This is a genomic window from Streptosporangium sp. NPDC000239 (assembly GCF_040300765.1).
Lineage (GTDB): Bacteria > Actinomycetota > Actinomycetes > Streptosporangiales > Streptosporangiaceae > Streptosporangium.
Genome location: NZ_JBEPEI010000019.1, coordinates 34,485 through 58,972 on the forward strand (window position 1 = coordinate 34,485; position 24,488 = coordinate 58,972).

Consider the following 24,488-nt stretch of genomic DNA (forward strand, 5'->3'; position numbering starts at 1 on the left):
GGAAGGGGGCGGCCGGATGCGCGGGTGCGGCCGATCGTGGCTGGTGGCGCTGCCGGATTGCGCGGCGGTGGGTGACGCCGTCGGGCGGGTTCTGGGGCGTGGGTGCCACGTGGTGCCGCACGCGTCCGGCCGTCCCTGGCTGGTGGGGTGCTGGGACGGCGGCGAGCTGGTCCTGGCGGGTTCGGGCCGGGTACGGCTGGCGGTCCTCGGCCTGTGTTCCCTCGGCGGGGACGAACTGGCACGGCGATCGGTCGCCGTGAGCCGCCCACAGGAGGTGGAGGCGGTGCTGGACGGAGCCGCCGGTTCGTTCGCGGTGCTGGCCTCCGTCGACGGAGAGACCTACGCGCGGGGAAGCGCGTTCGGGGCACGACGGCTCTACCACGCCCGGATGGGCGGGGTCACCGTGGTGGCCGACCGGGCGCGGACGCTCGCTCATCTGACGGGGGCGACGGCGGACCCGGCCGTTCTGGCCGCCTTGCTGGCCGGGCCTGGCGTGCCGTACCCGCTGGGTGAGGCGGTGGCCTGGCAGGGGGTGGAGTCGATCGGGCCGGGACGGGCGCTGCTGGTGGACGCGGACGGCGTCGGCCGGTCCCGCGTCTGGTGGCGTGCGCCCGAGCCGGTGCTACCGCTGAAGCAGGGCGCGACCGCCCTGCGGCACGCCCTGTGCGAGGCAGTGGCGGTGCGGGTGCGGACCGGGCAGGTGTGGGGAGCGGACGTGTCGGGCGGGACGGACTCCACCTCGGTGGCGTTCCTCGCCGCCGAGGCCGGAGCGCGGCTGGTGGCCGCCACCCTGCACTGGGCCAATCCGAACAACCAGGACCATCGCTACGCACGCCAGGCGGTCGACGCGCTCGGCGTGCCGCACCTGACGTTCCCCTCCGATCGGGTGCCGGGGCACTTCGACGGCCTGCACCTCCGCCTGGAACCCGGGGACGGCCCCTCACTCGGGATCCGCGACCGGCTCCAGCAGGAGCACATGACCGAACTGCTGCGCGAGCACGGCGCCGTCGCCCGGTTCTCCGGGCACGGCGGCGACCACGCGGTGATCCCGCCGCCCGGATACGTGCACGGCCTGGCCCGCCGCCGCCCGCTGCTGGCGTTGCGTCACACCACCGGCTACCGGGCCCGCTCCCGCTGGCCGCTCGCGTCGGCCGCCCGCCTGCTCACCGACATGGGTTCCTACCCCTCCTGGCTGAACGCGCAGGCCCGGCTGCTCGGCTCCCCCAGGACGGCGCTCGGCAGGCCGCCGGTCGGCTGGGGGCCACCGGTCACCCTGCCGGTCTGGGCCGGTGACCACGCCCGTGACCTGGTCGCCGGTCTGTTGCGGGACGCGGCCGAGAACGGAGACGGCCCCCTGGCCGCCGGACGCGGTCACCACGCACGGGTCGAGCAGGCGATACAGGCCGGTCGGGGCGCCTGCGGCATCACCGCCGCCCACGGACCCGACCACGGCGGGCTGCCGATCCACATGCCGTTCTGTGACGACGCGGTGCTTGAGGCGTGCCTCGCGGTCCGGCCCGAGGACGCCGCCTCCCCCTGGGTCTACAAGCCGTTGCTGGCCGAGGCGATGCGCGGCCTGGTCCCTGACGCGATCCTGGAGCGAACCACCAAGGACCACTGCGGCGACGAATGGCACTCCGGCCTGGTCGCCAACCGCCACACCCTGGCCGCCTTCGCCACCGACTCTCACCTGGCCGCCATCGGCCTGGCCGACCCCGGCGCGCTGCGCCGCGCGCTGATCAGCCCCGCCCTGCTCACCGGCGGTGCCGCCGAGCTCGAACACACCCTGGCCGCCGAGGCCTGGCTGCGCGACATCGCCGCCCACCCCGAACCCGCCTACCTGAAGGTCCACCGTCATGAGCCTGACCCTGTGCCCTGATGTCACCCTCTACGACACCGGGCAGGCGCTCATCCTGCTCGACACCCGCCGCGGCCGATACTGGCAGACCAACGCCACCGGGGCCGAGGTGCTGCGCGCCCTGCTCGGCGGCACCACCGCCGACCAGCTCGCCGACCAGCTCGTTCGCCGTCAACCGGTCACTCACCGGCAGGCCGCCGACGACATCGCCGCCCTGCTCGACGACCTGCGTCGTACCGGGCTGGTCCGGTCGTGAGCCAGACTCTCCGTTCCCCGAAGACCCGGCCCCCGCTGCGCACCCGCGTCGCCGCCCGCACCGCCGTCGCCGCCGCCCGTCTGCTGGCCCACCTGCCGCCACGGCGCATCGTCACCGTCCTGACCCTGCTGCGCCACGGCACCCGTCCCGCCACACACGCCCAGGCGCTGGACGCCCGCACCGCCGTCACCGCCACCAGCACCATGTGCGCCGGACGCCACTGCCTGCAGCGCTCTCTCGCCGCGACCCTGCTGTGCCGCCTGCGCGGTCACTGGCCCACCTGGTGCACCGGCGTACGCACCCCGCCCTTCGCCGCCCACGCCTGGATCCAGGCCGACGGCAGGCCCGTCGGCGAGCCCTCCGACATCACCGGCTACGGCATCATCCTCAGCGTCCCGCCGTCTCCCGACCGGGGTCCCGGCGGCCTGACCGGCACTGTTCCTGACCACCCGGTGGACACCGGTCGATGAGACGGGCACCGGCCGACGATCCGGCCGGTGCCCGCCGTCGCACCGCTCACCACACCGGCGTCCGCGCCGGGCCGGTGGGGTCGCGGCCTAGCCCTTGGACCTCGGTCCCGGGGTCAGGCCCGCGCTGCGGAACGCCGCGTACATCTGGTTGGCCTGGTTCGCCGCGCCGCGGACGTTGGGGTGGATGAGGGTGCAGGCCTCACCCCTGGGGACGCCGGCCGGGAGCACGTCCAGGAGATCGCACCGGTATTCGGCCGGGTCGGCCGGCTTGGTCTCGCCTTCGGGGATCACCAGGTCGTCGAACACTCCGTACATCCACTGGTCGGCGCCCCTGGCGCACACGCCCTTGCCCTGGCTGGACTCGTAGGTGTCGACGTAGGTGGCCCACCCCTGGTTGTCCCGCGCCTGCTGCCTGATCGCCTCGTTGAGGCGCCGCTCCAGGGCGATGAGGAAGTCGCCGTCCACGCCGAGGCGGACGGTCCCCAGCCGCTTGAAGTTCCCCCAATAGCAGGTGGTCTGGTTGAACGGCCTGGACACGACCGTGGGGTAGCCCAGCAGGAACACCTTCGCGTGCGGGGCGCGCTCGTGGATCCGCCGCATCATGAGGGTGTACTCACGGGTCAGGGTGGCGAACCTGTCCGCCAGCCACTGACGGCCCTCCCCGTTCTCGTAGTAGTCCCTGCACCCCGGGCCCAGGGTCGGCGGGTCGCCCTGCTTCACCCCCATCTCCAGGCACTTGGCCAGGATGTCGGCGAACCCGAGGGTGTTGCCACCGATTCCGACGGTGACGACGTCCTCGTCGCCGTTGAGCGCGCCGATCTGCGCGGGCCTGGCCGGCCACGCGCAGGTACCGCGGTTGAACGGCGGGCCAAGGAGCAGGTCGCAGGGCTGCTCGGACAGAACTCCCTTGTCGATCTCGGCGGCGCCGCAGGAGACGTCGGTGAGCCGGACCCAGCCGGGAGTCTCGGCGTTCAGCCGCTGGGCCAGCTGCTGTTCCCAGTTGTGACTGGACCGGGCGCAGCCGTCGCTGGGGTCCCAGCGGGGCACGAGGGCGTTTGCGCTGTAGGAGTCGCCGAGCGCGGTCCACTTCAGCGGCTGCTGAGCCGTCGTGTTCGGGGTCGTGACCGGGGTGGCGTGGGCGGCGGAGCCGCTCAGCAGGTTCGCGACGATGCCACCGGCGAGGGCGACGCTCAGGGCGATGGAAGGTGGGCGCATGCTTCTCCTACGTCGATCACTCTTGGTAGTCGTTTGACTACCTATAGCATGCGGGCTGTGGCGGTGCCAGATCCCTGGCTCGCGACGTCAGGGGCCGGACAGGGCCTCATCTGACCTGCGGCGGCGACCCGGCGCCCCGATCGTCCACGGGCCGCGCGAACGCCCCGACGGTGCCGTACGGGAAGTGGGTATAGGACTTAAGGGGCCAAAACACCCGCCCGGCTCGTGCGGCACCAGGTCCACGTCGGTGCCGCGTTCCCCCCTGCGCCGCCCGCCGGAATGACGCCGGCGGCGTATCCGGCGCGGGCGAAGGCGCGGATGGCCGCGTCCAGGTCCGTCCCCTCCGTGTGTCCACACCCGCGTCTGCCTTCTGGAGGAATCGTGACCACTCGTGTTCAGCTGCCGTTCGAGCGGCCCGGCCCGATGCTGCCCGCGCCGCTGCTGCGCGAACTGCAGGCCCGTGGCCCCATCCATGCCGTCCGCACCGCCCTCGGCACCCCCGGATGGCAGGTCACCGGATACGCGGAGGTGCGCCGGTTGCTGAACGACGACCGGCTCGGCCGGTCCCACCACGATCCCGAACACGCCTCCCGCACCGGGGAGTCGGTGATGTTCGGCGGGCCGATGGGCGACTTCGAGACCGAGCAGGCCGACCACCGGCGGATGCGCTCGCTGTTGCAGCCGCACTTCTCGCCCAAACGGATGCGCGTCCTGCGCGCCCGTGTCGAAACGCTCACCGCCACCCTGCTGGACGAGCTGGCCGCCGCCGGGCCACCCGCCGACCTGCACTCCGCGCTGGCGCTGCCGCTGCCCATCGCGGTCATCTGCGAACTGCTCGGCGTGCCCTACGAGGACCGCGCGCAGTTCGGCGCCTGGAGCCGGGCCGCGAGCGACGTCACCGACCGGGCCCGTTCCGAGCAGGGCCTTGAGGAACTGTTCGGTTACGGCCGGCGCCTGGTGGCCCGTAAACGGGCCGAGGGTGACACCGACGCCGATGTGATCTCCCGGCTGGCCGCCACCGACGGGGTCAGCGACGAGGAGGCCGCCACGATGAGCATGATCCTGCTGTTCGCCGGGCACGAGACCACGGTCACGGCGATCGACGCGGGGGTGCTGTGGCTGCTGGCAACGGCGGGCCAGTGGCAGGCGCTGGTGGCCGACCCGTCCCGGATCGGCACGGCGGTCGAGGAGATCCTGCGCGCGCTCAGCCTTGGCGGGGACGGCATCGCGCGCTACGCCCGCACCGACCTGGAGATCGCCGGCGTGCGGATACGCGCCGGTGACCTGGTGCTGCTGGACACCGGCGCGGCCAACTACGACGCCGCCGTGTTCGACGACCCCGACCGCTTCGACATCGGTCGCGCGACCGTACCGCACCTGACCTTCGGCCACGGCGCCCGCTACTGCATCGGCGCGCCGCTGGCCCGCATCGAACTCCAGGCGGTCTTCTCCCGGTTGACCGGTCGCTTTCCCGCCATGAGGCTCGGCTGCGCGCCGGAGGAGCTGACCTTCGACGCGAACGTGGTGACCGGCAGCCTGACCGCCCTGCCCGTCAGCTGGTGACAGGGCTTCGATCTATCGAAAACTTGCCCACATACATCACTTTGTGTATGTGAAAAGCCACTCTCCGCCCTGGAACCGTTCGGTGGCGCGGAGGCGGTCGCGCCCGGGTCCGCACCCTGTGCGGACCGGCGGGCCGTACGGCACCGCGTCGCCGGTGGAGTCGCCGGGCAGGCCTGGCCCGGCCCGCCGCCTGACGTCGGGTCACCGGACGGGGCCGACCTCCAGGGCGGGGCACCACGACGCCTGTTTCAGGCCGCCGACCCGGCCGCAGAACCCCACCTGCGCCGGTCGGCCGAAGCCGTCGACGCGCTGAACGGAGATGAGCTTGTCCAGCGGGACCTGACGGTCGACGTCACCGCCGAAGTCGATCATGCCGCTTTCTCCGTCGAGCGCCTTGTCTCCGTAGACGCCGCTGATGGCGTGCCAGATCGTCGCCGACGTCAGCGGCATGTCCAGGAACTCCTCCTTCAGCTGCCTGACGGCGTTGACGTAGAGCCTGACGGCGTCGAAAGCGATCGCGGCGTGCCCGTCCAGCGAGGAGCTCTCCAGCTGACTGCACTCGTCGGGGAACAGCTCCGCCAGCTCGGCGTAGAGCTCGCTGGTGCTGTCGCAGCGTGCGGCGTCGAGCGCGAAGTCGAGAAAGTCGTAGGAGATTCCGGGAAAGTTCTTCCGGCGTTCGGCGTCGGCGGCCAGGCGAGCCACGTCGTCGCCACCGAGAATGGTGGGCGGTTCTGAGTTGCAGGCCTCGTTGACGCCGCCCAGCATCGACTCGAAGTCCTCCGCGCGTCCGGCGAAGAAGATCAGCCCTGAGTAGTGACACGCCTGTCTTCCCAGGTCGATCAGCCCGGCGGAGATCCTGCTGGAGTCCACGCTCGGAGTGGAGTACGGAATGACCTCGGTGGCGAAACCGATCTCCTTGAAGCTCTTCTCGACGTCGTCCTTCAGGTTGTCGCTGTAGATGTCCATCGGATCGTCGGAATAAAGTATGCGAACCTTGCGGTCTATTTTCTCCCCTGTTCTGTAGCGAAGGCGGCCCGCGTACGCCGCGGCGACCTCGGCCTCACGCCTGTTCTGCGGCGAGATCTGGAAGTACATGGGCGACTGGCGGATGAGGGTGTCCGCAGAGAGGATCGTGCCCACCGCGGGGAGCCCGACCTTGGTCAGGGCGCGGATCGTCCGGCTGGTGGCGTCCCTGCTCTGGTCGAGGCCGGTCACGCCGAGAATCGTGGGGTCCTTCTCCTTGAGGCGCGCCAGGATCTCGGCGACCTGGGGGCCGTACCTCATTCCCGACCCCGCGTTCGCCGGATAGATGCGGACTATGGGCTCTACGGGACCGGACCTGCGGAGTTGACGTGACTGCGCGCTGGCCGCCCCCTGCAGGGCCTCGCGCACGTAGGCCCGTGCCCGTGGGGATCTGTCGGTGGTGCTGAACAACGCCGACAGGTGAACGAGCGTGATCAGGGGGCGTTTCGGGTCCTGCTTGTGCAGCTCGTCGGCCTCGCGGTTCAGCTCGTTGACTGTCTGGAGGGTCGCCTTCAGCTTTCCGTCCGAGGTCTGGAAGGAGAATCCGTACCGCGAGACGCCGACGCACTCACCTGTGGGCATGGTCTGGACCGTGCCGGAGTCGGCGGCGAACACGTCCAGCCCGCAGTGGGCGCTCTGGTAGTCCTGGATGGCGTACCACTGTCTGACACCGGCACCGGCCAGCACCAGGGCCACGGCGGCGGCGAGCATCCTGCCGGTCGAACGGCGCGCCCACAGAGGCGGCGCCGGAACACGTAGCCGCGCGTCCTGGGCGACCTCTTTCTGGCGGATGAAGTCGTATCCCGTTTCGGTCGGCGACATCGGGTCGGGAACGAGCAGCGGGAGGTACCAGGAATCGTGTGTCCTGGCGCGGGCGTGGCGCAGGAAGCCGTCACGCCAGCCGTCATAACGCCGGTCGTCGAGGGTCCAGAGCCGGTTGTCGCCCCAGTAGCCGTAAAGGCGCGACCCCGGTTCCGGCACCGCCGTGTCGCACGCTATGACGAGGAGGGGGTCGAAGGCCCCTGTGTCGATGCGGACGTCGATGACGGTCTCCAGGAGCGTGTCGCCCCCGTTCTCGGAAGTCGTCCCGTCGAATATCGCCACGCAGTACGCCATGCGCCGCGCGGCTCTGGGACGCCAGAACCGACGGCGGTAGGCGACCCGCAGGTCCTCCATGAACGCGTTCGCCATGAGTTTGCGGAGCTGCTCGATGTTCTCGACGTCCTTGTTCGGGCCCGTCAGCTTTTCCGCGAAACCGATGAACGTGCCCGGATCGGCCGGTGAGAGGTACGGCTGGCGAAGCAGCCATCGATACTCTCCGCCGAGCCCGAGACGTATCCTGAACCAGGCGAGGGGGAAGACGTACAGGCAGAGCAGCCGTAGCCACCAGGGCACCTCGCCCACGGCGAATTCCGCCTGGGGTGAGCGCAGGAACCCGAACACCCCCCTGCGGCGGATCTCACGTTCCCGAAGCCTGCGCAGGAGCGTCGGTGTGTGGCCGTCCACGGCGTCCGCGTCGCTCTGTTGCAGGAGCCAGTTGACCAGGCCGAACCTGCGGAACCGCACCTTGCCGTCACGGCCGTTGACATCGCGGCCGAACGCCTGCGCCAGTTCCGCCAACGCGGCGCGCGTGACCTCGACGGACTCACGTTCCGAGCCCAACGCCCGGTCGGAGAAGACGCACAGGCCGTACGGCACCCGGCGTGGATCGGCCTCACGCAGGAAGTGGGCGAGACCGTGGGAGAGTTTCGTGTGCTTCTCGGCACCGACGACGTAGACGATCGGAAGCCCTTCTCTGCCCTGCCTCACCCCTCTGTGACTGTCGGGCACCGGACATTCACCACGTCTCGGCCGGCGAGCGAGCCTGGCGATCAATCGCAGGAGATATCCGGCGCCAGGGAAAACCGGAATATCGGATGGATCGTGAGGAACATTCATGGCGCATCCCGAAATATCAGGGGAAAGGCGTGACGGCTCCGGCGTTCGGTGTCCGCCTGCCAATGGCGCCCGCCTGCCCCGACAGGGCGCCGCCCCGTACAGCCGGATCCGCATCGATCCCGGAAGTTCGCCTGTCCGCTCCCGTAACACCGCCTGAGAACCGGTGCCGTTCTGGCCGACGACCGCGATCACGGCACCTCAGATGTATTGCGCCTGATCAGAGCCGTTCCGGAGACACACCGCGGCAGCGCGCCCCCCGCCCCGCCGTGACGCCGAAGTCCTTCTCTTCACTCCCGATCGCCGTCGGAACCTGTCTCGAAAAATCAGCCGAATTATCACTCATGATCGTTTCAGCCCTTCAGGCGTAACGAAATCACTGAGAGCGAGTCACCACCTCGCCATGGCTGAATTTAACACCAAACCACCATGGATCACATGCAAAGCGTTAATTTCGCTATACCCTGCGTTATTTGACGGTAAGTCCGATAGGGTAGGAATGTTCATCTGCTTTTTCACGCCAACGGGAAGCGATTCCGCCGCACGGGTGTGCCCCCGTCAGCTCCGGGCCCCCAGGATGGCCCTGCCGATCCGCACCAGGGTGGCACCCTCCTCGACGGCGATCTCGAAGTCGTTGGACATGCCCATCGACAGCTCACGCCAGTCGCGGTCCGGCACGTGCTCGCGCAGCGCGTCCCTGATGCGGGCGAGAGCCCGGAAGCAGGGACGGACCTGTTCCGGGTCGTCCACCAGGGGGGCGACCGTCATGAGGCCGCACGGCACCAGGTTGGGCAGCGCCGCGATCTCACGGACGACGCCGAGGAACCGTTCCCATCTCTCCCCGTCACCGGGGCCGCGGAGGTCGAAACCGGACTTGCTCGCCTCGTCGGCGACGTTGACCTGGAGCAGGATCCGCATCGGGCCCCGCTCGGGATCGTCGGCGAGGACCCGGTCGAGACGCCGGGCGAGCTTCAGGGTGTCGACGGAGTGGACGACGTCGAACATCCGCACCGCCTGGGCCGCCTTGTTGGACTGCAGGGACCCGATGAGGTGCCAGCGCCAGGGGTCGTGGCCCAGTTCGTCGATCTTGGTGGAGGCCTCCTGGATCCGGTTCTCCCCGAGATCGGTCACGCCGGTGCCGTACAGGTGGGCGACGGTCGTGGCCGGATGGGTCTTGGTGACCGCGATGACGGTCACCTCCTCGCCGTTCCGGCCGGACTTCTCGGCCGCGACGGTCACCCTGTCCCGGATCGCGGTCAGCCTGACGAGCAGTTCTTCGGAGTTCATCGGTCCTTCCCATCGTTGAGGTGGCCGACGGGCTCGCGGACGGCCTGACGCATCGACCGCCGGATGCCGATCAGGACACCGATGATGACGACGGCGATGCCCACGATCTCGACGGGAGGCGGCAGACGGCGTTCGGCGAGGAAGACGTAGGCGAGCCCGGAGATCGTCTCGAAGACGATGAGCTGTCCGGAGACCGAGACCGGGAGCTGGTGGGAGGCCCTGTTCCACAGCAGGGTGCCGACCCAGGAGACCATGACGCCCAGGATGAGGCTGCCCGCTATCAGCCAGGCCACCGAGTCCCTCGCCCCACCGGTGCCGGGGGCGGGGGAGGCGGAGGCGCCGAGCAGCAGCAGTGGGCTGGCCAGCAGTGCCATGACGAGGGTCACCACGCCGATGAGGGTCGACCACCGCCCCGAGGACATCTCCGGGTGGGTCTTGAGGAAGGCCGCGTTGGCGACGCCGTACCAGGTCCACATCAGCAGGGCGAGGAGGGCGCAGCCCGCGCCGGCGAGCTGGGCGGCGAGCGGCCGGTCTCCGGTGCCCGACCAACCGGCCTCGGTGAGGTTGACGAGGACGAGCCCGGCGGCGATGAGGGCGATGGGCAGGGCGAGGCGGCCGAAGGGGAACTCCTTGTGCCGCCAGTTGCCGTAGAGGGCGACGGTGACCGGGAGGGTACCGATGATCACGGTGACGACGGGGGCTCCGACCAGGGCGACGCCCTGGACGACGAAGAAGTAGTAGCCGACGTTGCCGGTGAAGGCGAACAGGACGGCCATGAGCCAGACGTCTCTTCCGAGGCCACGGAGCCGGGTCCTGGTGACCGCGAGGATCAGCAGCGACAGGATGCCGTAGCTGACGTACCTGCCGAGCGTGATGACCACCGGGTCGAAGGCGCTGAGCAGGACGGGGACCAGGAACGCGAGGCCCCAGATGAGGTTGGCGGTGATCCCCGTCGCGACAGCGGCCGTGGTGCCGGCGAGCGAGGACCTACCGGGAACTGCCATCGGGTCTCATCTCTCCATCGCGTCGTCTGTGCGGAAAGCCGGAAGTGATCACGAAACTACATTGATCGGCTTCCGGTCCGTGGCCACTGTTCCGGAGTCGGCCAGCGCCTCGCGCAGCCGCCGCTCCAGCGCGAACATGTGGCGGTGGGTGACGGCGTCGTAGACGGTGGACGCCTTCGGGTCCACCTTCGCCATGGCCGCCGCCACCCGCTCCTCCGTCACACCCGCGGGATCGACGGTGTCCCCGGCGACGACGAACCCCCACGGCACTCCGTAGGAGGGCACCGAGATGGCGTACGGCGTCGCGTACCGGAAGACCGATCCCAGGGTCCGCAGGGTGCCGGCGAAGAAGTCCGCGGCGAGGAAGTGCGCGGGTCCCGCCTGCGTCGCGAAGAGCCCTCCGGGCCGCAGGACACCTCTGACCTCGGCGTAGAACTCCGCCGTGAAGAGCCGTTCGGTCGCCGACCCCTCCGTGGCGTCGGGAAGGTCGGCGACCACCAGGTCGAAGTCGTCACCTGCCTCACGGACCTCGCGGACGAGGGCCCGGGGGTCCCCGAACACGACGCGGCACCGGGGGTCGCGGTCGGCCCCCCGGTGCATGTGGGGAAGCATCGACCTGGTGATCTCGTACAGCTCGCCGTCGACGTCGAGCTGGACCACCCGCCGGAGGCCGGGCAGGGCGCACAGCCGGTGCAGGACACCGCCGTTCGCTCCGCCGAGGACCAGCACGCGCTCGACCCGGTCACTCATCGCGTAGGCGGGGTACAGCAGCGCCTCGTGGTAGTGGGCCTCGTCCCCCGCGGTCGACTGGACCCGCCCGTCGAGCAGGAGGGCGGGGCCGTACGTGCCGAGCTCGACGATCGCGAACTCCTGGACCGGGGTACGGCCGGCGCGGTGCACGGTCACGACGTCGTGGACGTGCCGCTCGTAGGCGGTGATGGGTTCGACAACCTGTCCGGCCGGCATGGGATTCCCCTGTGGTGTTCGCGAAGGTGTGGACGGTCAGCGGGCGGTGGCGACGACGAGGGCGTAGCCGAGCTTTCCCGCCTTGGTGACGGCGTTCTCGTAGTCGGCCAGCCGGGTGCTCGTCTCGAAGTACTCCTGCGAGGTCAGGGCGACGATCCGGTCGTGGAGGCGGTGCCGTACGGTGACCGACCTGTCCTGCCAGTCGCGGAAGGTCTCGGTCAGGTCGAGGCACTCCGTCACCGCGAAGCCCGCGTCGGTGAGGAGGTCGGCGTACTCGCCGGTCGAGTAGACGCTCGGGCAGGCCCACTCCGTGGTCAGCGAGTGCCACTCCCGTTCGTCCAGCTCCCCCGTGCGGACCCGTTCGAGGAAGGCGAGCGAGCCGCCGGGCCGCAGGAGCTCACGGCAGCGGGCGAAGAGCCTGGCGGCGTCGAAGTGGCAGAACGCGCCGGTTCCGTAGGCTCCGTCGAAGGGTCCGTCGAACTCCTGCTCGTAGACGTTTCCGTGCACGAGCCGGATCTCCTCCCGCTGACCCGTCGCGGTGATCCGGTCTCTCGCCTTCTCCAGCGGGCTTCCCGCCACGTCGATGCCGGTGATCCTCCAGCGGAACTCCCCCGCGAGGAAGCTCGCGACGGCGGCGGTGCCGCAGCCGATGTCGAGCACCGCCGCGCCCGGCGGGAGCTTCATGGCCGAACCCATCAGCCGGAGTTCGGAGGCGCTGTTGTCGCTGAACTGACCGATGTACTCGCCCTGTCCGTAGACCTCGGGGTAGATGAGGTCGTGGACGAGGTTGTTGCCCGGCATCTCCTCGTCGTAGAGCTGGGCGACGGCGGTGAAGTTCTCGTTCTCGGTCTTCATGTCCGGGCACTCCCGTCGACGAGAAGCTGGATCGGCTGTTCGAGGTCGACGCCGGCCACGGCCTCGCGCACGTCCTTCGGCACGTGGAACATGTGGTGGTGGGTGATCCCGTCGTAGAGGCGGAGGGTGCCGGTCATCCGCTCCGCGAGGTGGCGGTCGATCTCGGCGGCTCCGGTGCCCAGCGGGTCGAGCGGCAGGTTGGAGCCGATGACCGTCATCCAGACCGTTCCGTACGACTGCGGGTGTGTGACGTAGCGGTAGGCGTGCGGGAAGACCCGCTCGACCACGGCGCCGATCCGTGCGGCCATCTCCGACGAGCGGGGGCCGACCGAGCCGCACCACGAGACGTAGAGGCCGCGTTCGCTGAGTCTGGACCGCATCAGGCCGACGCTCCGCGCCGAGAACACCTCGGAGGCAGGGCTGCCGGGCAGCGGTTCGCTCAGGTCGTTGACGATGAGGTCGAACCGGCCGGGCTCGTCGTCGAGGTACTCCAGCACGTCCGCGATCTGGAGCCGGACCCGGGGGTCGGACCAGTGCTCGGTGCCGACGTGGGGCAGGTGGTCGCGGGCCACGTCGATGACCGAGGTGTCGATCTCCACCTGGACCACCTCGCCGACCCCGGGGTATCTCAACAGCTCGCGCACGACACCGCCGGGCCCCGCCCCGATGCACAGTGCCCGCTCGCAGGAACCCCCCAGCAGGAACATGGCCGGGTGGACCATGCTCTCGCTGTAGATGTACTCGTCCGCGGCGACGTGCTGGATCCGTCCGTCGAGGAAGAGGCCCCGGCCGTAGCTCTCGGTCTCAAGCACCTGGATGTGCTGGAAGGCGCTCCTGGTGGAGTGGACCTCCGCGACGATCCGGTGGCGGTGAGCCTCGCCCGGGGCGATCTCCTCGAACGACCAGCGTCCGTCGGTCAACGGTCGCTCCCGGTCAGTTGCTCACGGGACCGGATGAGCGTGGGCTCGCCGCTCTTGTCGAGCAGCACCTCACACGGCTCGGTCTGGCCGAGGAACTGCGTGATCATCGAGTAGCAGTAGCTTCCCGCCTGGTCGAAGACCAGGACGTCCCCGGGCTCCAGCGCGGGCAGGTGGATGCCCTTGGCCAGGAAGTCGCGGGAGTACGTCGTCGATCCCACGACGTCGACCGGCTTCTCAAGCACGGCTCCGCTCTTGCCCAGGACGTCCACGTTGTGGAACTCGTTGTAGAACATCGACCGCGGAAGCAGGGTCGCGCTGGCGTCGCAGCAGACCAGGAATCGGTCCGGCCTTTCCTTCACGTCGAGCACGGAGGTGCAGAAAACAGCGGTGTCCCCGAAGAGGGAGCGTCCGGGCTCAAGAATGAGCTTTATCGGGCGGCCGCGCTCCTTCGAGTAGGCGTTGAAAACCTCGCTGATGCTCTTGTCGTACTCGGCGTAGTCGAAATCGATGGCGTCGTCGCCCCTGACCGGGAAGCCGCCGCCCAGGTCCACGTATTCGAGGTCGGCGAAGTGGTTCGAGAGTTCGAGGGTGCGTTTGACCCCCTGCATCATGGTCGCCAGGGAGACAATGTTCGTACCAAGGTAGACGTGCGTTCCGACAATGGTGATGTCGTACTCCTTGGCCGTGGCCATGACCTTCTCGAATTCACTTTCGAGGACGCCGATACGGCTCTCGGCGCCGATAAAGACGTTGTCGAGGGAGTTCTCGTCGATGTTCAGCCGGATACCGCAGCGTCCGCCCGGGTTCACCTCGCCGAAAAGCCGCAGCTGGCCGATCGAGTCCAGGTTGACGGCCACCCCGTGCTCGACGATGAACGCCAGGTCCTCGCGCCGCACCCCCGTCGAGGTGTAGATGATCTCGCTGGGGCTGAAACCGCAGTTCAGAGCCAGCTTCATGTGCTTCAGGGAGTTGACGAAGATGCCCAGGCCCCGCTGCCTGACCAGTTCGAGGAGGCGGGGGTTGTTGTTGGCCATGGAGGCGAAGTGAACCGCCTTCTCCGGGTATGCCAGGCCGGTGAATCGGCTGACGTTCCTGTCGATCAGGTTCTCGTCGTACACATAGCACGGTGTGCCGAATTCGGAGACGACGGAGGTCAGGCGGTCACGCATGAGAATTCTCCCTCTTAGAACACGGATACCGGGATGACGAAGGGGAGTGCCGTTGCTTTCCGCCCGCAGCGGGGGCGGCGCGACCCGGCCGTGACTATTTGGCGGCTCGCGTAACTTGACCGTAACTATTACTAATCGAGCAAGAAGGGGGAGTCAAGGCCCCTCTTTCAGGTTCCGCATAACTCCGTATCGGCGCAGGTCACGCACCGCCGGGTGGGGTTCCCCGGCACGACCAGGCATTCGGCGAAGTTCCCCTATCTCGCTCGTGAAGTTTTCACACCCAATGAGTGAAGTTCACACATTCCATATGGGGGCCGCACGCGCGAACGTCCTCCCCGATCAACGGCCGGATAAATCCCTACTTGGAAACAAGAAAATGCTCGCCGCGTGCCCGTCGCCGGAATTCAAAAAGGACAGGGGAGTTTATTTGTTTTCGGACACGACCCCTCCCGGCTCCCGGCTCCCGGGAGGCTACCCGTACCCACTCGTGGTGATCCGGTCGTCGAGGGCCGTCACGGGCGGAGCCCTTGCGCGCGCCGGGCCCGGTCCGTTCGGCACCGCCTCCGCACGCCCTGGAGAACCCCGGCCGCGGGGCCCGGCACTCGCGAGGACGCGTCCCGCGTCGACGACGGCCGGTAGGCCGGGCCGCCGTCGAAATGCCCTGAGGCCTGCGGCTCAAGCCGTATCCGAAGTCCTGGAGTGGGACATAAGCGGCCGCATCCCCAAGCCTGAAAGGTCGACGAGAGTGTACATCTCATCTTTTACATGGTTATGATCCCAGAGTTTGACAGAGTCTTTTACGAATGGAGAAGAATCATGTCAAGTCGCCTCATCGGTCTGGGGATCGCCGCGTTCATCGCCGCCTCGTCGCTGGCCACCCCCGCCTCCGCGTCCCCCGTTCACACAACCGCCATCAAAATGGTGAACGCCCCGCTCAACGCCGAGTGCACCCGGCAAACCGACGTGAGCACGTACGCCCAGGTGTCGTGCACCGGGACGAGCCTGTCCTATCGGGTCGAGGCCCAGTACTGCCGCCCCGGCTCATGCTCGTGGCACAACGGCGTCTGGGTGAGTGGTGGCGCCTGGTCGACGTTGTCAGGATTCTCCGGGGGAGCGTTCGACCCGATCCAGGTCAGGTTCGCCTGACAAATCCGTCCGGACGTGCAGCGAGGAGTGCGGCGACGAAGCCAGACGTCCAGGACCGCGACGGGTCCTGTGAACCTCGGCCGTAGCAGGTGACGGCGGCTTCGAACTGGTTCTGATCCCGTTGCCCGCACCTTCTGTGGAGTTTTGGCCCTGTAACGCCTCGGGGTCGAGGTCCGGGGCCCGGCGACCCGCCGAGCCCCGGAACCCACCGGCCGGTCTCCCCGTTCACGGGCCAACGCCATGCCGGACCCGCGAGGAATAACCAGAATCCCGGCCGTCGGGACCTTCAATTGACCGTGTTTTTCCCACCGGTCAGAAGCGGTTTTCAGAAATCAGTCAAATCGAGTGCCCTTAATGTCGGCGGGTGTCAGGCCCAATGATCCGGACACGAATCCAAGGGTAGGCCGGCGATTCGACACGCGTTCAGGCCGTGTTCTCCCGATGGTCACCCCGAATAAGACCGTAGGGGCGTCCACCGGGACGGTTCCCTGAAAAACGCCTTCGGGAATTTCGTCGGGCGCGCCGTACATCGGCGTCGCGTCCCCGGTGGCCGGGAGGCTCTTCGCCCCGTGGAGGTCCGGGCGCGGGCTCACGGCGCTCACGCGGCGTCGTGGAAGACGAGGGCCAGGGTGTGGCGCAGGCCGGAGCGGATGGCGGACACACCGTGACGGACCGGCGCCGCCGACCATCCCCGGCTCGACCGGACGGGGCGGTCCCGGGTGGTGAAAAGGTAGCCGTGTCCGTGCGGCAGGAGTGTCGCCGTCCCCCGTGACTGCGCGCGGGGACGCTGTTCCATCAGCAGGAACTCGCCTCCCGTGTGGTCCACACCGGGCCGGTTGAGGTTGATCACGACCTGGAGGGGGAAGACGAGGTCGCCGTAGAGGTCGCGGTGCAGGGCGTTCCAGTCCTTCTCCTGGTATCGCAGCAGGATCGCCGTCGACTTGGTCTGCCCGGCCTCGTGACACATCGCGAGCCATTCGTCGAGCGTGTCGGGCCACGGCGCGGGGCGGCCGAGTTTGGCCCACCAGTCACGCGCGATGGGCAGCAGCCGCGGGTAGAGCGCCTGCTTCAGCCGCTCGATCGGTTCCGGGTACGGCGCCGCGAAGTACCGGTACCGCCCCTCGCCGAAGCGGTACCGGCCCATGTCGATCGTGCTGCGGAACAGTTCGTCCCGGTCGAACATCGCGCAGAACCCGGCGGTCTCCTCCGGGGTGAGGAGTCGTGGCAGCAGGGCTCCGCCGTACTCGTCGATCTCGGCCGTGACGGCGGCCCAGTCGGCGGCGTCGACGCGCTCGCGCCACGGATCGACCCTCGTCGTCATGCCGCGGCCTCCAGGTTCAGCAGGGTGGTCTTGGCGTCGAGACCGCCGATGTAGCCGCCGAGGGAGCCGTCGGCGCGGAGCACCCGGTGGCAGGGAACGACGACGGGGAGGGGGTTGGTCGCGCAGGCGGTGCCGACGGCGCGGACGGCCTTGGGACTGCCGACGAGTTCGGCGACCTGCCGGTAGCTGAGGGTCCGCCCGTAGCCGATCTCCGGCAGGTGTTCCTGCACGAGCTGCCGGAACCCCCGTGACAACGACAGGTCCAGGGGCAGGTCGAACGTCCTCCTGCGGCGGCCGAAGTACTCCTCGATCTCCCGCGCGGCGGCCTCAAGCCGCCGGGGGGCGTGCAGGACGCGGGGGCTGAGCCTGCTCGCCAGCGTCTCCAGCACCCGGTCGTGGTCCTCGTTCTGGTAGGCCACCCGGACGAGACCCTTCGGGGTCGCCGCGAGCAGCAGCCTCCCGACCGGGGAGTCGACGACGGTGTAGGCGACGTCCACGAGTCCTTCGGCCTCCGCCTCACGCGCGAGCCGGGCGTGCAGCCGTGCCATCGTCTCGGGGTCGACGGGCGCCGACAGCACGCCGAGGATGTCGTTCATGAGGATGCTCCTTTCGCGTGAGCGCCCGGGTAGCTCTTCCTGAGGGTGTTCAGCCCGTCGGCCGCGGCTCTGCGCGCCGCCTCGGCGGTGCCGCCGAGGATCGCCGCGATCTCCGCGTGCGACATCCCGGCGAGGTACCGGTAGGTGATGGCCTGACGCTGCTTGTCCGGCAGCTTCACCACCGCGTCCCACAGGTCCATGTCGTCACCGCCGGGGACACCGAGACCGCTCGGCGTCTCGGGAAGGTCTTCGACGGCGACCGCGTTCCGCCTCGTGGCCCGGTGGACGTCGATCGCCTTGCGGCGCGCGATGGTGACGAGCCAGGCCTCCACGTTCGCCGTCTCCGGCAGGTCGGGATAGGCGCGCAGGGCCGACAGGAACGTCTCCGACCACGCGTCGTCGGCGTCGTGCACGCCCAGGAGGGCGCGGCAGACGCGCAGCACGGTCACCCCGTGCCGCGCGACCACCTTCTCGAACGGCTGCTTCATCTCGATCCCATCAGAACAGGCGTCCCGCTGTGACCTGGGCGGGCTCCTCCAGTTCCAGCAGGGCCCGCTTGCGTCCCAGTCCCCCGGCGTACCCGGTGAGGTTCCCGTTCGCGCCGAGCACGCGGTGGCAGGGCACGAGAACGCACAGCGGGTTCGCGCCGACCGCCTGGCCGACGCGGTACGCCAGGCCACGGTCGCCGAGTCGCTCCGCGACACGGCCGTAGGTCGTCGTCTCGCCGTACGGGATCTCGTTCAGGATGCTCCACACCGCCTGCTGGAAGGCGTCCCCGGCCGCCCGCAGCGGCAGGGCGAACGCCTGCCTGCGGCCGGCGAGGTAGTCCCTCACCTGCGTGGCGGCCTCGGTGAGCAGGGCGTCGCCGACGGCCACTGCGCCGAACGTCTCCTGCGCCGGACGGCGGGTGTGGTGCTGGAAGTACAGGCCGGTGACCGCGTCACCCTCGGCGACGATCGTGACCGGTCCCAGGGTGGTGTCCACCACGGTGTGTCGCGTGTTCATACCGGCTCCTTTCGCTCTCACCCTGCAGACGTACGGGACGCCCCGAACGTGAGACGGCGGTTTCACGACCAGGTGACCGGGAGGCTCTTCACCCCGTAGACGTCCGCGATCTCCGGGCGCAGGGCGACCTCCTCGGCCGGTACGGCCAGGCGCAGTGTGGGGAAGCGGTTGAGCAGGGCGGGGAAGGCGACACGCATCTCGACGCGGGCGAGCTGCTGTCCCAGGCACTGGTGGATGCCGTGGCTGAAGGCCAGGTGCCCGCCGTCCTGTCGCCGGAGGTCCAGCCTGTGGGGGTCGGGGAAACGCTCGGGGTCGCGGTTGGCGGTGTTGAGGCCCAGGATGACCATGGTGCCCGCCGTGATGATGCGGCCGCCCACCTCGACGTCCTCAAGGGCGACCCGGTAGAACTGCTTGACGACGCTGAGGTAGCGCAGCAGCTCCTCGACGGCCTGGTCGACGAGCGTGGGGTCGGCGCGCAGCGCGGCCAGCTGCTCCGGATTCTGCAGCAGCGCGAAGGTGCCGAGCGCCAGCATGTTCGCGGTGGTGTCGAAGCCTGCCGACAGCAGGATCAGGGCCATCCCCTTCAGCTCCTCGTCGGTCAGGTCGCTGTCGAGGAGGTCGCTGAGCACGTCGTCGGTGGGGTTGGCGCGCTTGGCGGCCACCAGCTCCGCGAGGTACCGCTGGACCGCGAGGTAGGAGGCGATCAGTACCTCGTCACTGACCTCTCCGCCGAGGAAGTTGTCGATGTGCTCCTGGAAGAAGTCCCGGTCCTCGTACGGCACGCCGAGGAGTTCGCAGATCACCATGGCGGGGACGGGCTTGGCGAACGCGGTCACCAGGTCGGCCGTCGTCCCGGCCCGTTCCATGGCGTCCAGGTGGTCGGCGGTGATCTGCTCGACGCGCTCGGTGAGCTGGCGCATCCGCCGTACGGTGAACTTGCCCACCAGCGGCTTGCGGTAGCGGCCGTGCCGCGGTTCGTCCATGAGGAGGAACTCGCCGGGAGGCGCCGGGGGAACCTCGACGTCGCCGTAGTCGATCATCGGGTGGTGGACCATGAGCTCCTTGCGGGAGCTGAAGCGCGGGTCGGCCAGGATGGAACGGGTCAGGTCGTAGCCGGTGACCAGCCAGCCCTGGTGCCCGTCGGCGAAGGTCAGACGGCTGATGGGGCTCTGCTCGCGGGCCTCGGTCAGCTCCTTGGGCGGGTCGAAGGGACAGCCGGACTGACGCGCGGTCGGCATCGTCATGGCGGTGTGGGGGGACTCGGACATGGTCTTTCCTTCCAGGGTGCGGTGCGGCTCAGGGGTGGCGTGCGGTTCCAGGGGCGCGGTGCGGTGCGGTTCCAGGGGCGCGGTGCGGGAAAGGGCGTGCTCTGCCCGGCCGGTGGCGGCCTGGTGCGCGAACGACATCGAGGGAGACATCGGCATCCGGCGGAGTCATCGACGCCTTCTGCGGGGAGGCCGTTCGTCACTCACACGGGCAGGGATCCTGCTCCGGGGGACCTGTTCACAGCCTGGTGTTCGTCTCGCGTGAATCTTCTGAAGTTCTCCGGCCGGCGACGCGAGACGCGCCGGGGAGGTGCTGTTTCCCGCTCAGGGGAACCGCGTCGCGACCCTCCTTCCTGTCGTTGACACGGCCTAGGCGATCTTGCGGCGGTAGGTGTTCATCGCGAAGAGGTAGGCCACGGCGAGGATGCCGACGCACCAGCCCAGGGCGGTCCAGATGTCCGTGCCGACCGGCTGCTCGGTGAACAGGGCGCGGATGGCGTTGACGATGGAGGTCACCGGCTGGTGCTCGGCGAAGAAGCGCAGCGGGCCGGGCATGGTGGCGGTGGGGACGAAGGCCGAGCTGAGGAAGGGCAGGAAGATCAGCGGGTAGGAGAAGGCGCTGGCGCCCTCCACGGTCTTCGCGGACAGTCCGGGGATGACGGCGATCCAGGTCAGGGCCAGGGTGAACAGGATGAGGATCCCGGCGACGGCGAGCCAGGCCGTCACGGGTGCGCTGGAGCGGAACCCCATGGCCAGGGCGACGAGTATGACGATGGCCAGGGAGATGATGTTGGCGGCCAGGGAGGTCAGCACGTGCGCCCACAGGACGGCCGAGCGGGCGGTGGGCATGGACTGGAAGCGTTCGAAGATGCCGCTCTTGAGGTCCATGAAGATCCGGAAGGCGGTGTAGGCGATGCCCGAGGCTACCGTGATGAGCAGGATGCCGGGCAGCAGGTAGTTGACGTAGGAGTCGGTGCCGGTCTTGATCGCGCCGCCGAACACGTAGACGAACATGATCATCATGGCGACCGGCATGATCGCGGTGGTGATGATGGTGTCCACGCTTCGGGTGACGTGGCGCAGGGATCGTCCCAGCAGAACGGCGGTGTCGCCGAGGAAGTGCCTGGTCATGGGGGGTTCCTAGGTGTTCGTGCCAACGAGGGTGAGGAAGATCTCCTCCAGGGACGGCTGCTTCTCCACGTATTCGACCTTGGCGGGCGGCAGCAGCCGCTTGAGGTCGGCGAGGGTGCCGTCGACGATGATGCGGCCCTGGTGGAGGATCGCGATCCGGTCGGCGAGGTGTTCGGCCTCGTCGAGGTACTGGGTGGTGAGCAGGACCGTGGTGCCCTGGGCGGTGAGGTCCCTGACGGTCTGCCAGACCTCCAGGCGGGCCTGGGGGTCCAGGCCGGTGGTGGGTTCGTCGAGGAAGATGATCGGCGGGTCGCCGATGAGGCTCATCGCGATGTCGAGGCGGCGGCGCATGCCGCCGGAGTAGGTGGCCGCCCTGCGTCCCCCGGCGTCGGTCAGGGAGAAGCGGCGCAGCAGGTCGTCGGCGACCTGGGCGGGGTTGGCGAGGTGGCGCAGGCGGGCGACCAGCATGAGGTTCTCCCTGCCGGTGAGGATCTCGTCGACCGCGGCGAACTGCCCGGTCAGGCTGATCGACTCACGGACGTTCGCCGCCTGGGTGGTGACGTCGAAGCCGTTGACGCGGACGACTCCGGCGTCGGGCTTGAGCAGGGTGGACATGATCCTCACGGCGGTGGTCTTGCCCGCGCCGTTGGAGCCGAGCAGCGCGAAGACGCTGCCCCGCGCCACCTCGAAGTCCACGCCGCGCAGGACGTGCAGGTCCTTGTAGGACTTCCGCAGGTCCCGCACCTGGATGGCGGGGGTTTGTTGTGTCGTCATCAGACGGTCCTGTCCTTCTCCCCCGCGGCGCGGGCGACGGCGTCGGTGAAGCGGTTGCGCTCGCGGGCCCGGTACTGCCCGGCCGGGTAGTTCTGGATGAAGGCCTCGACGAACTCCACGGGGTCGTCGCCGAAGACGTCGCGGATCGGGGTTCCGTCCGACACGCTCTGTTCGAACAGGTCGGCCAGGTCCTCGTACATCTCCATCGCGCCCGCGCCGTCGACCGGGCCGAAGTGCATCAGGTAGCGCTCCAGCGCCTCGACCGCGATGCGGTAGTTCTCGGGAAGCTGCTTGATCCGTGCCTTGTACTGCCGGTAGCGCTTCTTCTCCTCCAGCGACCCGGTGACGACCTCCAGGTACTTCAGGTAGCGGCTCTTCGACTCGTCCGGTTCTCTGGTCATGTCTAGTTGCTCCCTTCGCGGAGTTGTTCAAGCCTTTCGGCGAGGAATGCCCAGGTTCTCCAGAACTCGTCGAGGTACTCCCGCCCCTGGGCGTTCAGGGAGTACACCTTGCGTGGCGGCCCCTTCTCCGAGGGGACCTTCGCCACATCGACCAGGCCGCGCTGTTCGATCCTGACCAGCAGTGCGTAGATGGTGCCCTCGGCGATGTCGGAGAAGCCCTGTTCACGCAGCCATGCTGTGATCTCGTAGCCGTAGGCGGCCCGGGTGGAGAGGATCGCCAGGACGATGCCCTCCAGTGTTCCCTTGAGCATCTCCGTGGCCTGTTTGCCCATGGAGTGCCCCCTTTCAGCTACTCGATACTGCTAAGTACCAGTAGAAAGTAACACTGACTACCGGTACTTAGCAACACCAAATAGCTCAGACCGTGGTCACCCCCGCAGACCGCCTCCGGCGCGGGTGACGATGAGCCCGTGTCCACCGGCGGTGAGCGAGTTGAGAAACAGCCGGTCAGCGCCCGGCAGGGAGGCCAGACGGAGCATCCAGTCACGTGCGGCGATGCGCAGCCCGCTGGAGGGCGCCATCCACTGGATGAACCGGCGACCGAACGCCTGCACCTCCTCGATGGTCGGCCGTACCCGCCTCTGGTAGGCGGCCAGCGCGTCCGGGACACGGGCCGCTCCGGCCGTCGCCAGTTCGTCGGCGAGCACCCACGCCCCGGCCATCGCCATGGACGCGCCGTGCCCGGCGAACAGGGACACCGCCTGGCAGGCGTCCCCGAGCAGGGCGACCCGTCCGGTGCTCCAGTGCTCCATGCCGATCTGGGTCACCTGGTCACAGTAGATCTCGGCGGGGTCCGGGCAGCGGGAGAGCGCCTCCGGCAGGATCCAGCCGAGGTCGCCGTAGGTGTGCCGCAGCCAGGCGGCCGGGTCTTCGGGCAGGGTGGGGTCGGGCTCGCGGCACAGGAACAGCAGCGCGAGCCGGTCTCCGCGCAGCGCGTAGGCACCGGCCATCCGCCCCGGCACGGTCAGCATCTGGTAGCGCGTGCCGATCTTCCTGCTGAGCGCCTCGTCGTCGATGACGTAGGCGGCGACCCGGTGACCGAGGTAACGCACGAATCCGCTCTCGGCGCCGAAGGCCAGCTTCCTGACCTGGGAATGTGCTCCGTCCGCGCCCACGAGGAGGTCGACCTCGCGCCGCGTGCCGTCGGTCAGCTCCACGGTGACGCCTTCGCCGTCCTGCCCGATGCCCGCGACGCTGGTGCCGTACGTCACCGGGGCGCGCACGCCGTCGTGGACGGCACGGACCAGGTCGGTGCGCAGCAGGCTCACCACCCGGTTGAAGGACTCGGGCATGACCAGGCGGCTGGTCCGCCGCCCGACACGGTCGACGTAGCCGAGTTCGTTGACCGGGTAGCGGGCCTCAAGCAGGCGGGGGGCCAGGCCCATCCGCTCGGCCACCTCGTATCCCGGCCCGTAGAAGTCGATCATGTATCCGCCGTCCCGGAGGGCGGGGGCGCGTTCGACCACCTCGACCTGCCACCCCATGCGCTCCAGGTGCCAGGCCAGGGTGAGCCCGGCGATTCCCGCGCCGCAGATGAGCGCCCTCATCGCCCCTCACTCCCCGCGTGCCCGTCCGCCCGCAGCATGGCCCGCAGGGGACCGGCGAGCGCGGCGACGTCCATGGCGGGATCGAGGCTGTGGTGCAGCACCAGGCCGTCCAGGGTCGCCGCGAGCAGGACGGCGGCGGCCTCGGCGTCGCCGGTGTGGCCGCGGGCGCGCAGCCACGAGACCACACACGCGCGGAAGTCGTCGATCATGTCGCGGAGCCGGGCGCGGAGCTCGGGGAGCCTGCCGGAGGCCAGGTGCGTCTCCACGATCAACAGTGAGGCGGGGTCCGTGCCGGTGTAGCCGGACAGTTCGCCCAGCAGCCAGTCGAGGCCGCTCTCGATGTCCGGCTGTTCGGCCAGCCGGTGCGCGACCTCACCGAACAACGCGCCGGCGAACGCGGTCGAGGCCTCGACCAGCAGGTCCGTCACCGACGCGAAGTGGTAGTGCACCACACCCGGAGCCACCCCCGCGCGTTCGGCGACCATCCGTGTGGTGACGCCGCCCCAACCGACCTCGCCGATCAACGCCACCGCGGCGTCGAACAACCGCTGCCTGGTCGCCCGACCTCGTTCCACCGACTTCTCCACCGTCTCCCGCTCCTCTGGACATACGACTTGGACAATCGACTTGGACACTTGCCCAAAATATACCTCCCAAGCCGCCGACGTGGCGGAGAGGAGCGAGGTCGATCAGACGGGGCTCACCGGAGCCGGCCAAACAA

24 protein-coding genes are annotated in these 24,488 nt (G+C 69.1%); 5 read left to right on the forward strand and 19 right to left on the reverse strand.

The window, feature by feature from the left end; all coding sequences use genetic code 11:
* The first annotated feature begins 112 nt into the window (after positions 1 to 112).
* Genes ABT340_RS33845 through ABT340_RS33855 form a run of 3 tightly spaced genes read left to right on the forward strand, consistent with a single transcriptional unit; the run spans position 113 to position 2,584 of the window.
* Positions 113 to 1,879 (forward strand): asparagine synthase-related protein, encoded by a 1,767-nt coding sequence (locus ABT340_RS33845; protein ID WP_352014960.1) that lies wholly within the window; start codon positions 113 to 115, stop codon positions 1,877 to 1,879.
* Positions 1,857 to 2,114: a lasso peptide biosynthesis PqqD family chaperone gene (locus ABT340_RS33850; protein ID WP_352014961.1), complete on the forward strand. Its 258-nt coding sequence runs from the start codon at positions 1,857 to 1,859 to the stop codon at positions 2,112 to 2,114. The genes ABT340_RS33845 and ABT340_RS33850 overlap by 23 nt, the downstream gene beginning before the upstream one ends.
* The gene (locus ABT340_RS33855) at positions 2,111 to 2,584 is read left to right on the forward strand and encodes a lasso peptide biosynthesis B2 protein (protein ID WP_352014962.1); all 474 of its coding nucleotides are present in this window, start codon (positions 2,111 to 2,113) and stop codon (positions 2,582 to 2,584) included. The genes ABT340_RS33850 and ABT340_RS33855 overlap by 4 nt, the downstream gene beginning before the upstream one ends.
* A gap of 87 nt (positions 2,585 to 2,671) precedes the next feature.
* Here ABT340_RS33855 and ABT340_RS33860 read toward each other — a convergent pair whose 3' ends face one another.
* On the reverse strand, positions 2,672 to 3,799 hold the full coding sequence (locus tag ABT340_RS33860; protein WP_352014963.1) for an SGNH/GDSL hydrolase family protein: 1,128 nt from the start codon (positions 3,797 to 3,799) through the stop codon (positions 2,672 to 2,674).
* A gap of 381 nt (positions 3,800 to 4,180) precedes the next feature.
* On the opposite strand from ABT340_RS33860, the gene ABT340_RS33865 reads away from it, so the two are divergent.
* On the forward strand, positions 4,181 to 5,362 hold the full coding sequence (locus ABT340_RS33865; RefSeq protein WP_352014964.1) for a cytochrome P450: 1,182 nt from the start codon (positions 4,181 to 4,183) through the stop codon (positions 5,360 to 5,362).
* Between the two features lie 201 nt (positions 5,363 to 5,563).
* Here the strand turns inward: ABT340_RS33865 and ABT340_RS33870 are convergent, their stop codons facing one another.
* The 7 genes from ABT340_RS33870 to ABT340_RS33900 all read right to left on the reverse strand — a co-directional run bounded on the left by ABT340_RS33870 (position 5,564) and on the right by ABT340_RS33900 (position 14,521).
* The gene (locus tag ABT340_RS33870; protein ID WP_352014965.1) at positions 5,564 to 8,215 is read right to left on the reverse strand and encodes a type 1 periplasmic-binding domain-containing protein; all 2,652 of its coding nucleotides are present in this window, start codon (positions 8,213 to 8,215) and stop codon (positions 5,564 to 5,566) included.
* Between the two features lie 663 nt (positions 8,216 to 8,878).
* Positions 8,879 to 9,607, reverse strand: a complete 729-nt coding sequence (locus ABT340_RS33875) for a YggS family pyridoxal phosphate-dependent enzyme (RefSeq protein ID WP_352014966.1) — start codon at positions 9,605 to 9,607, stop codon at positions 8,879 to 8,881.
* Positions 9,604 to 10,611 (reverse strand): DMT family transporter, encoded by a 1,008-nt coding sequence (locus ABT340_RS33880; protein WP_352014967.1) that lies wholly within the window; start codon positions 10,609 to 10,611, stop codon positions 9,604 to 9,606. The genes ABT340_RS33875 and ABT340_RS33880 overlap by 4 nt, the downstream gene beginning before the upstream one ends.
* 48 nt (positions 10,612 to 10,659) lie before the next feature.
* On the reverse strand, positions 10,660 to 11,577 hold the full coding sequence (locus ABT340_RS33885) for a spermine/spermidine synthase domain-containing protein (protein ID WP_352014968.1): 918 nt from the start codon (positions 11,575 to 11,577) through the stop codon (positions 10,660 to 10,662).
* A gap of 36 nt (positions 11,578 to 11,613) precedes the next feature.
* Positions 11,614 to 12,432 (reverse strand): methyltransferase domain-containing protein, encoded by an 819-nt coding sequence (locus ABT340_RS33890; RefSeq protein ID WP_352014969.1) that lies wholly within the window; start codon positions 12,430 to 12,432, stop codon positions 11,614 to 11,616.
* A complete protein-coding gene (locus ABT340_RS33895; protein WP_352014970.1) occupies positions 12,429 to 13,352 on the reverse strand; it encodes a spermine/spermidine synthase domain-containing protein in 924 nt (307 codons plus the stop codon). The genes ABT340_RS33890 and ABT340_RS33895 overlap by 4 nt, the downstream gene beginning before the upstream one ends.
* Entirely contained in the window at positions 13,349 to 14,521 is a 1,173-nt protein-coding gene (locus ABT340_RS33900; RefSeq protein WP_352014971.1) for a diaminopimelate decarboxylase family protein, read from the reverse strand. Before ABT340_RS33900 ends, ABT340_RS33895 begins: the two co-directional genes overlap by 4 nt.
* A gap of 816 nt (positions 14,522 to 15,337) precedes the next feature.
* On the opposite strand from ABT340_RS33900, the gene ABT340_RS33905 reads away from it, so the two are divergent.
* On the forward strand, positions 15,338 to 15,667 hold the full coding sequence (locus ABT340_RS33905) for a hypothetical protein (RefSeq protein WP_352014972.1): 330 nt from the start codon (positions 15,338 to 15,340) through the stop codon (positions 15,665 to 15,667).
* Between the two features lie 598 nt (positions 15,668 to 16,265).
* Here the strand turns inward: ABT340_RS33905 and ABT340_RS33910 are convergent.
* The 11 genes from ABT340_RS33910 to ABT340_RS33960 form a co-directional block, all read right to left on the reverse strand.
* Positions 16,266 to 16,988 carry a 2OG-Fe(II) oxygenase gene (locus ABT340_RS33910; RefSeq protein WP_352014973.1) on the reverse strand — a complete coding sequence of 241 codons (723 nt, stop codon included), beginning with the start codon at positions 16,986 to 16,988 and terminating at the stop codon, positions 16,266 to 16,268.
* A complete protein-coding gene (locus tag ABT340_RS33915) occupies positions 16,985 to 17,584 on the reverse strand; it encodes a methylated-DNA--[protein]-cysteine S-methyltransferase (RefSeq protein ID WP_352014974.1) in 600 nt (199 codons plus the stop codon). Before ABT340_RS33915 ends, ABT340_RS33910 begins: the two co-directional genes overlap by 4 nt.
* Entirely contained in the window at positions 17,581 to 18,072 is a 492-nt protein-coding gene (locus ABT340_RS33920) for an RNA polymerase sigma factor (RefSeq protein WP_352014975.1), read from the reverse strand. Before ABT340_RS33920 ends, ABT340_RS33915 begins: the two co-directional genes overlap by 4 nt.
* 10 nt (positions 18,073 to 18,082) lie before the next feature.
* Complete coding sequence (locus ABT340_RS33925) at positions 18,083 to 18,589, reverse strand: methylated-DNA--[protein]-cysteine S-methyltransferase (protein ID WP_352014976.1); 507 nt, start codon at positions 18,587 to 18,589, stop codon at positions 18,083 to 18,085.
* A gap of 62 nt (positions 18,590 to 18,651) precedes the next feature.
* On the reverse strand, positions 18,652 to 19,857 hold the full coding sequence (locus ABT340_RS33930; protein ID WP_352014977.1) for a cytochrome P450: 1,206 nt from the start codon (positions 19,855 to 19,857) through the stop codon (positions 18,652 to 18,654).
* A gap of 366 nt (positions 19,858 to 20,223) precedes the next feature.
* Positions 20,224 to 20,985: an ABC transporter permease gene (locus ABT340_RS33935; protein ID WP_352014978.1), complete on the reverse strand. Its 762-nt coding sequence runs from the start codon at positions 20,983 to 20,985 to the stop codon at positions 20,224 to 20,226.
* Positions 20,986 to 20,994: 9 nt separating this feature from the next.
* Positions 20,995 to 21,759, reverse strand: a complete 765-nt coding sequence (locus tag ABT340_RS33940; protein WP_352014979.1) for an ABC transporter ATP-binding protein — start codon at positions 21,757 to 21,759, stop codon at positions 20,995 to 20,997.
* Positions 21,759 to 22,160 carry a DUF1048 domain-containing protein gene (locus ABT340_RS33945; protein WP_352014980.1) on the reverse strand — a complete coding sequence of 134 codons (402 nt, stop codon included), beginning with the start codon at positions 22,158 to 22,160 and terminating at the stop codon, positions 21,759 to 21,761. Before ABT340_RS33945 ends, ABT340_RS33940 begins: the two co-directional genes overlap by 1 nt.
* A 2-nt stretch (positions 22,161 to 22,162) precedes the next feature.
* Positions 22,163 to 22,492 carry a PadR family transcriptional regulator gene (locus ABT340_RS33950; protein ID WP_352014981.1) on the reverse strand — a complete coding sequence of 110 codons (330 nt, stop codon included), beginning with the start codon at positions 22,490 to 22,492 and terminating at the stop codon, positions 22,163 to 22,165.
* A 96-nt stretch (positions 22,493 to 22,588) separates the two neighbouring features.
* Complete coding sequence (locus tag ABT340_RS33955; RefSeq protein WP_352014982.1) at positions 22,589 to 23,767, reverse strand: FAD-dependent oxidoreductase; 1,179 nt, start codon at positions 23,765 to 23,767, stop codon at positions 22,589 to 22,591.
* The gene (locus ABT340_RS33960; RefSeq protein ID WP_352014983.1) at positions 23,764 to 24,342 is read right to left on the reverse strand and encodes a TetR/AcrR family transcriptional regulator; all 579 of its coding nucleotides are present in this window, start codon (positions 24,340 to 24,342) and stop codon (positions 23,764 to 23,766) included. The genes ABT340_RS33955 and ABT340_RS33960 overlap by 4 nt, the downstream gene beginning before the upstream one ends.
* Between the last annotated feature and the right edge of the window lie 146 nt (positions 24,343 to 24,488).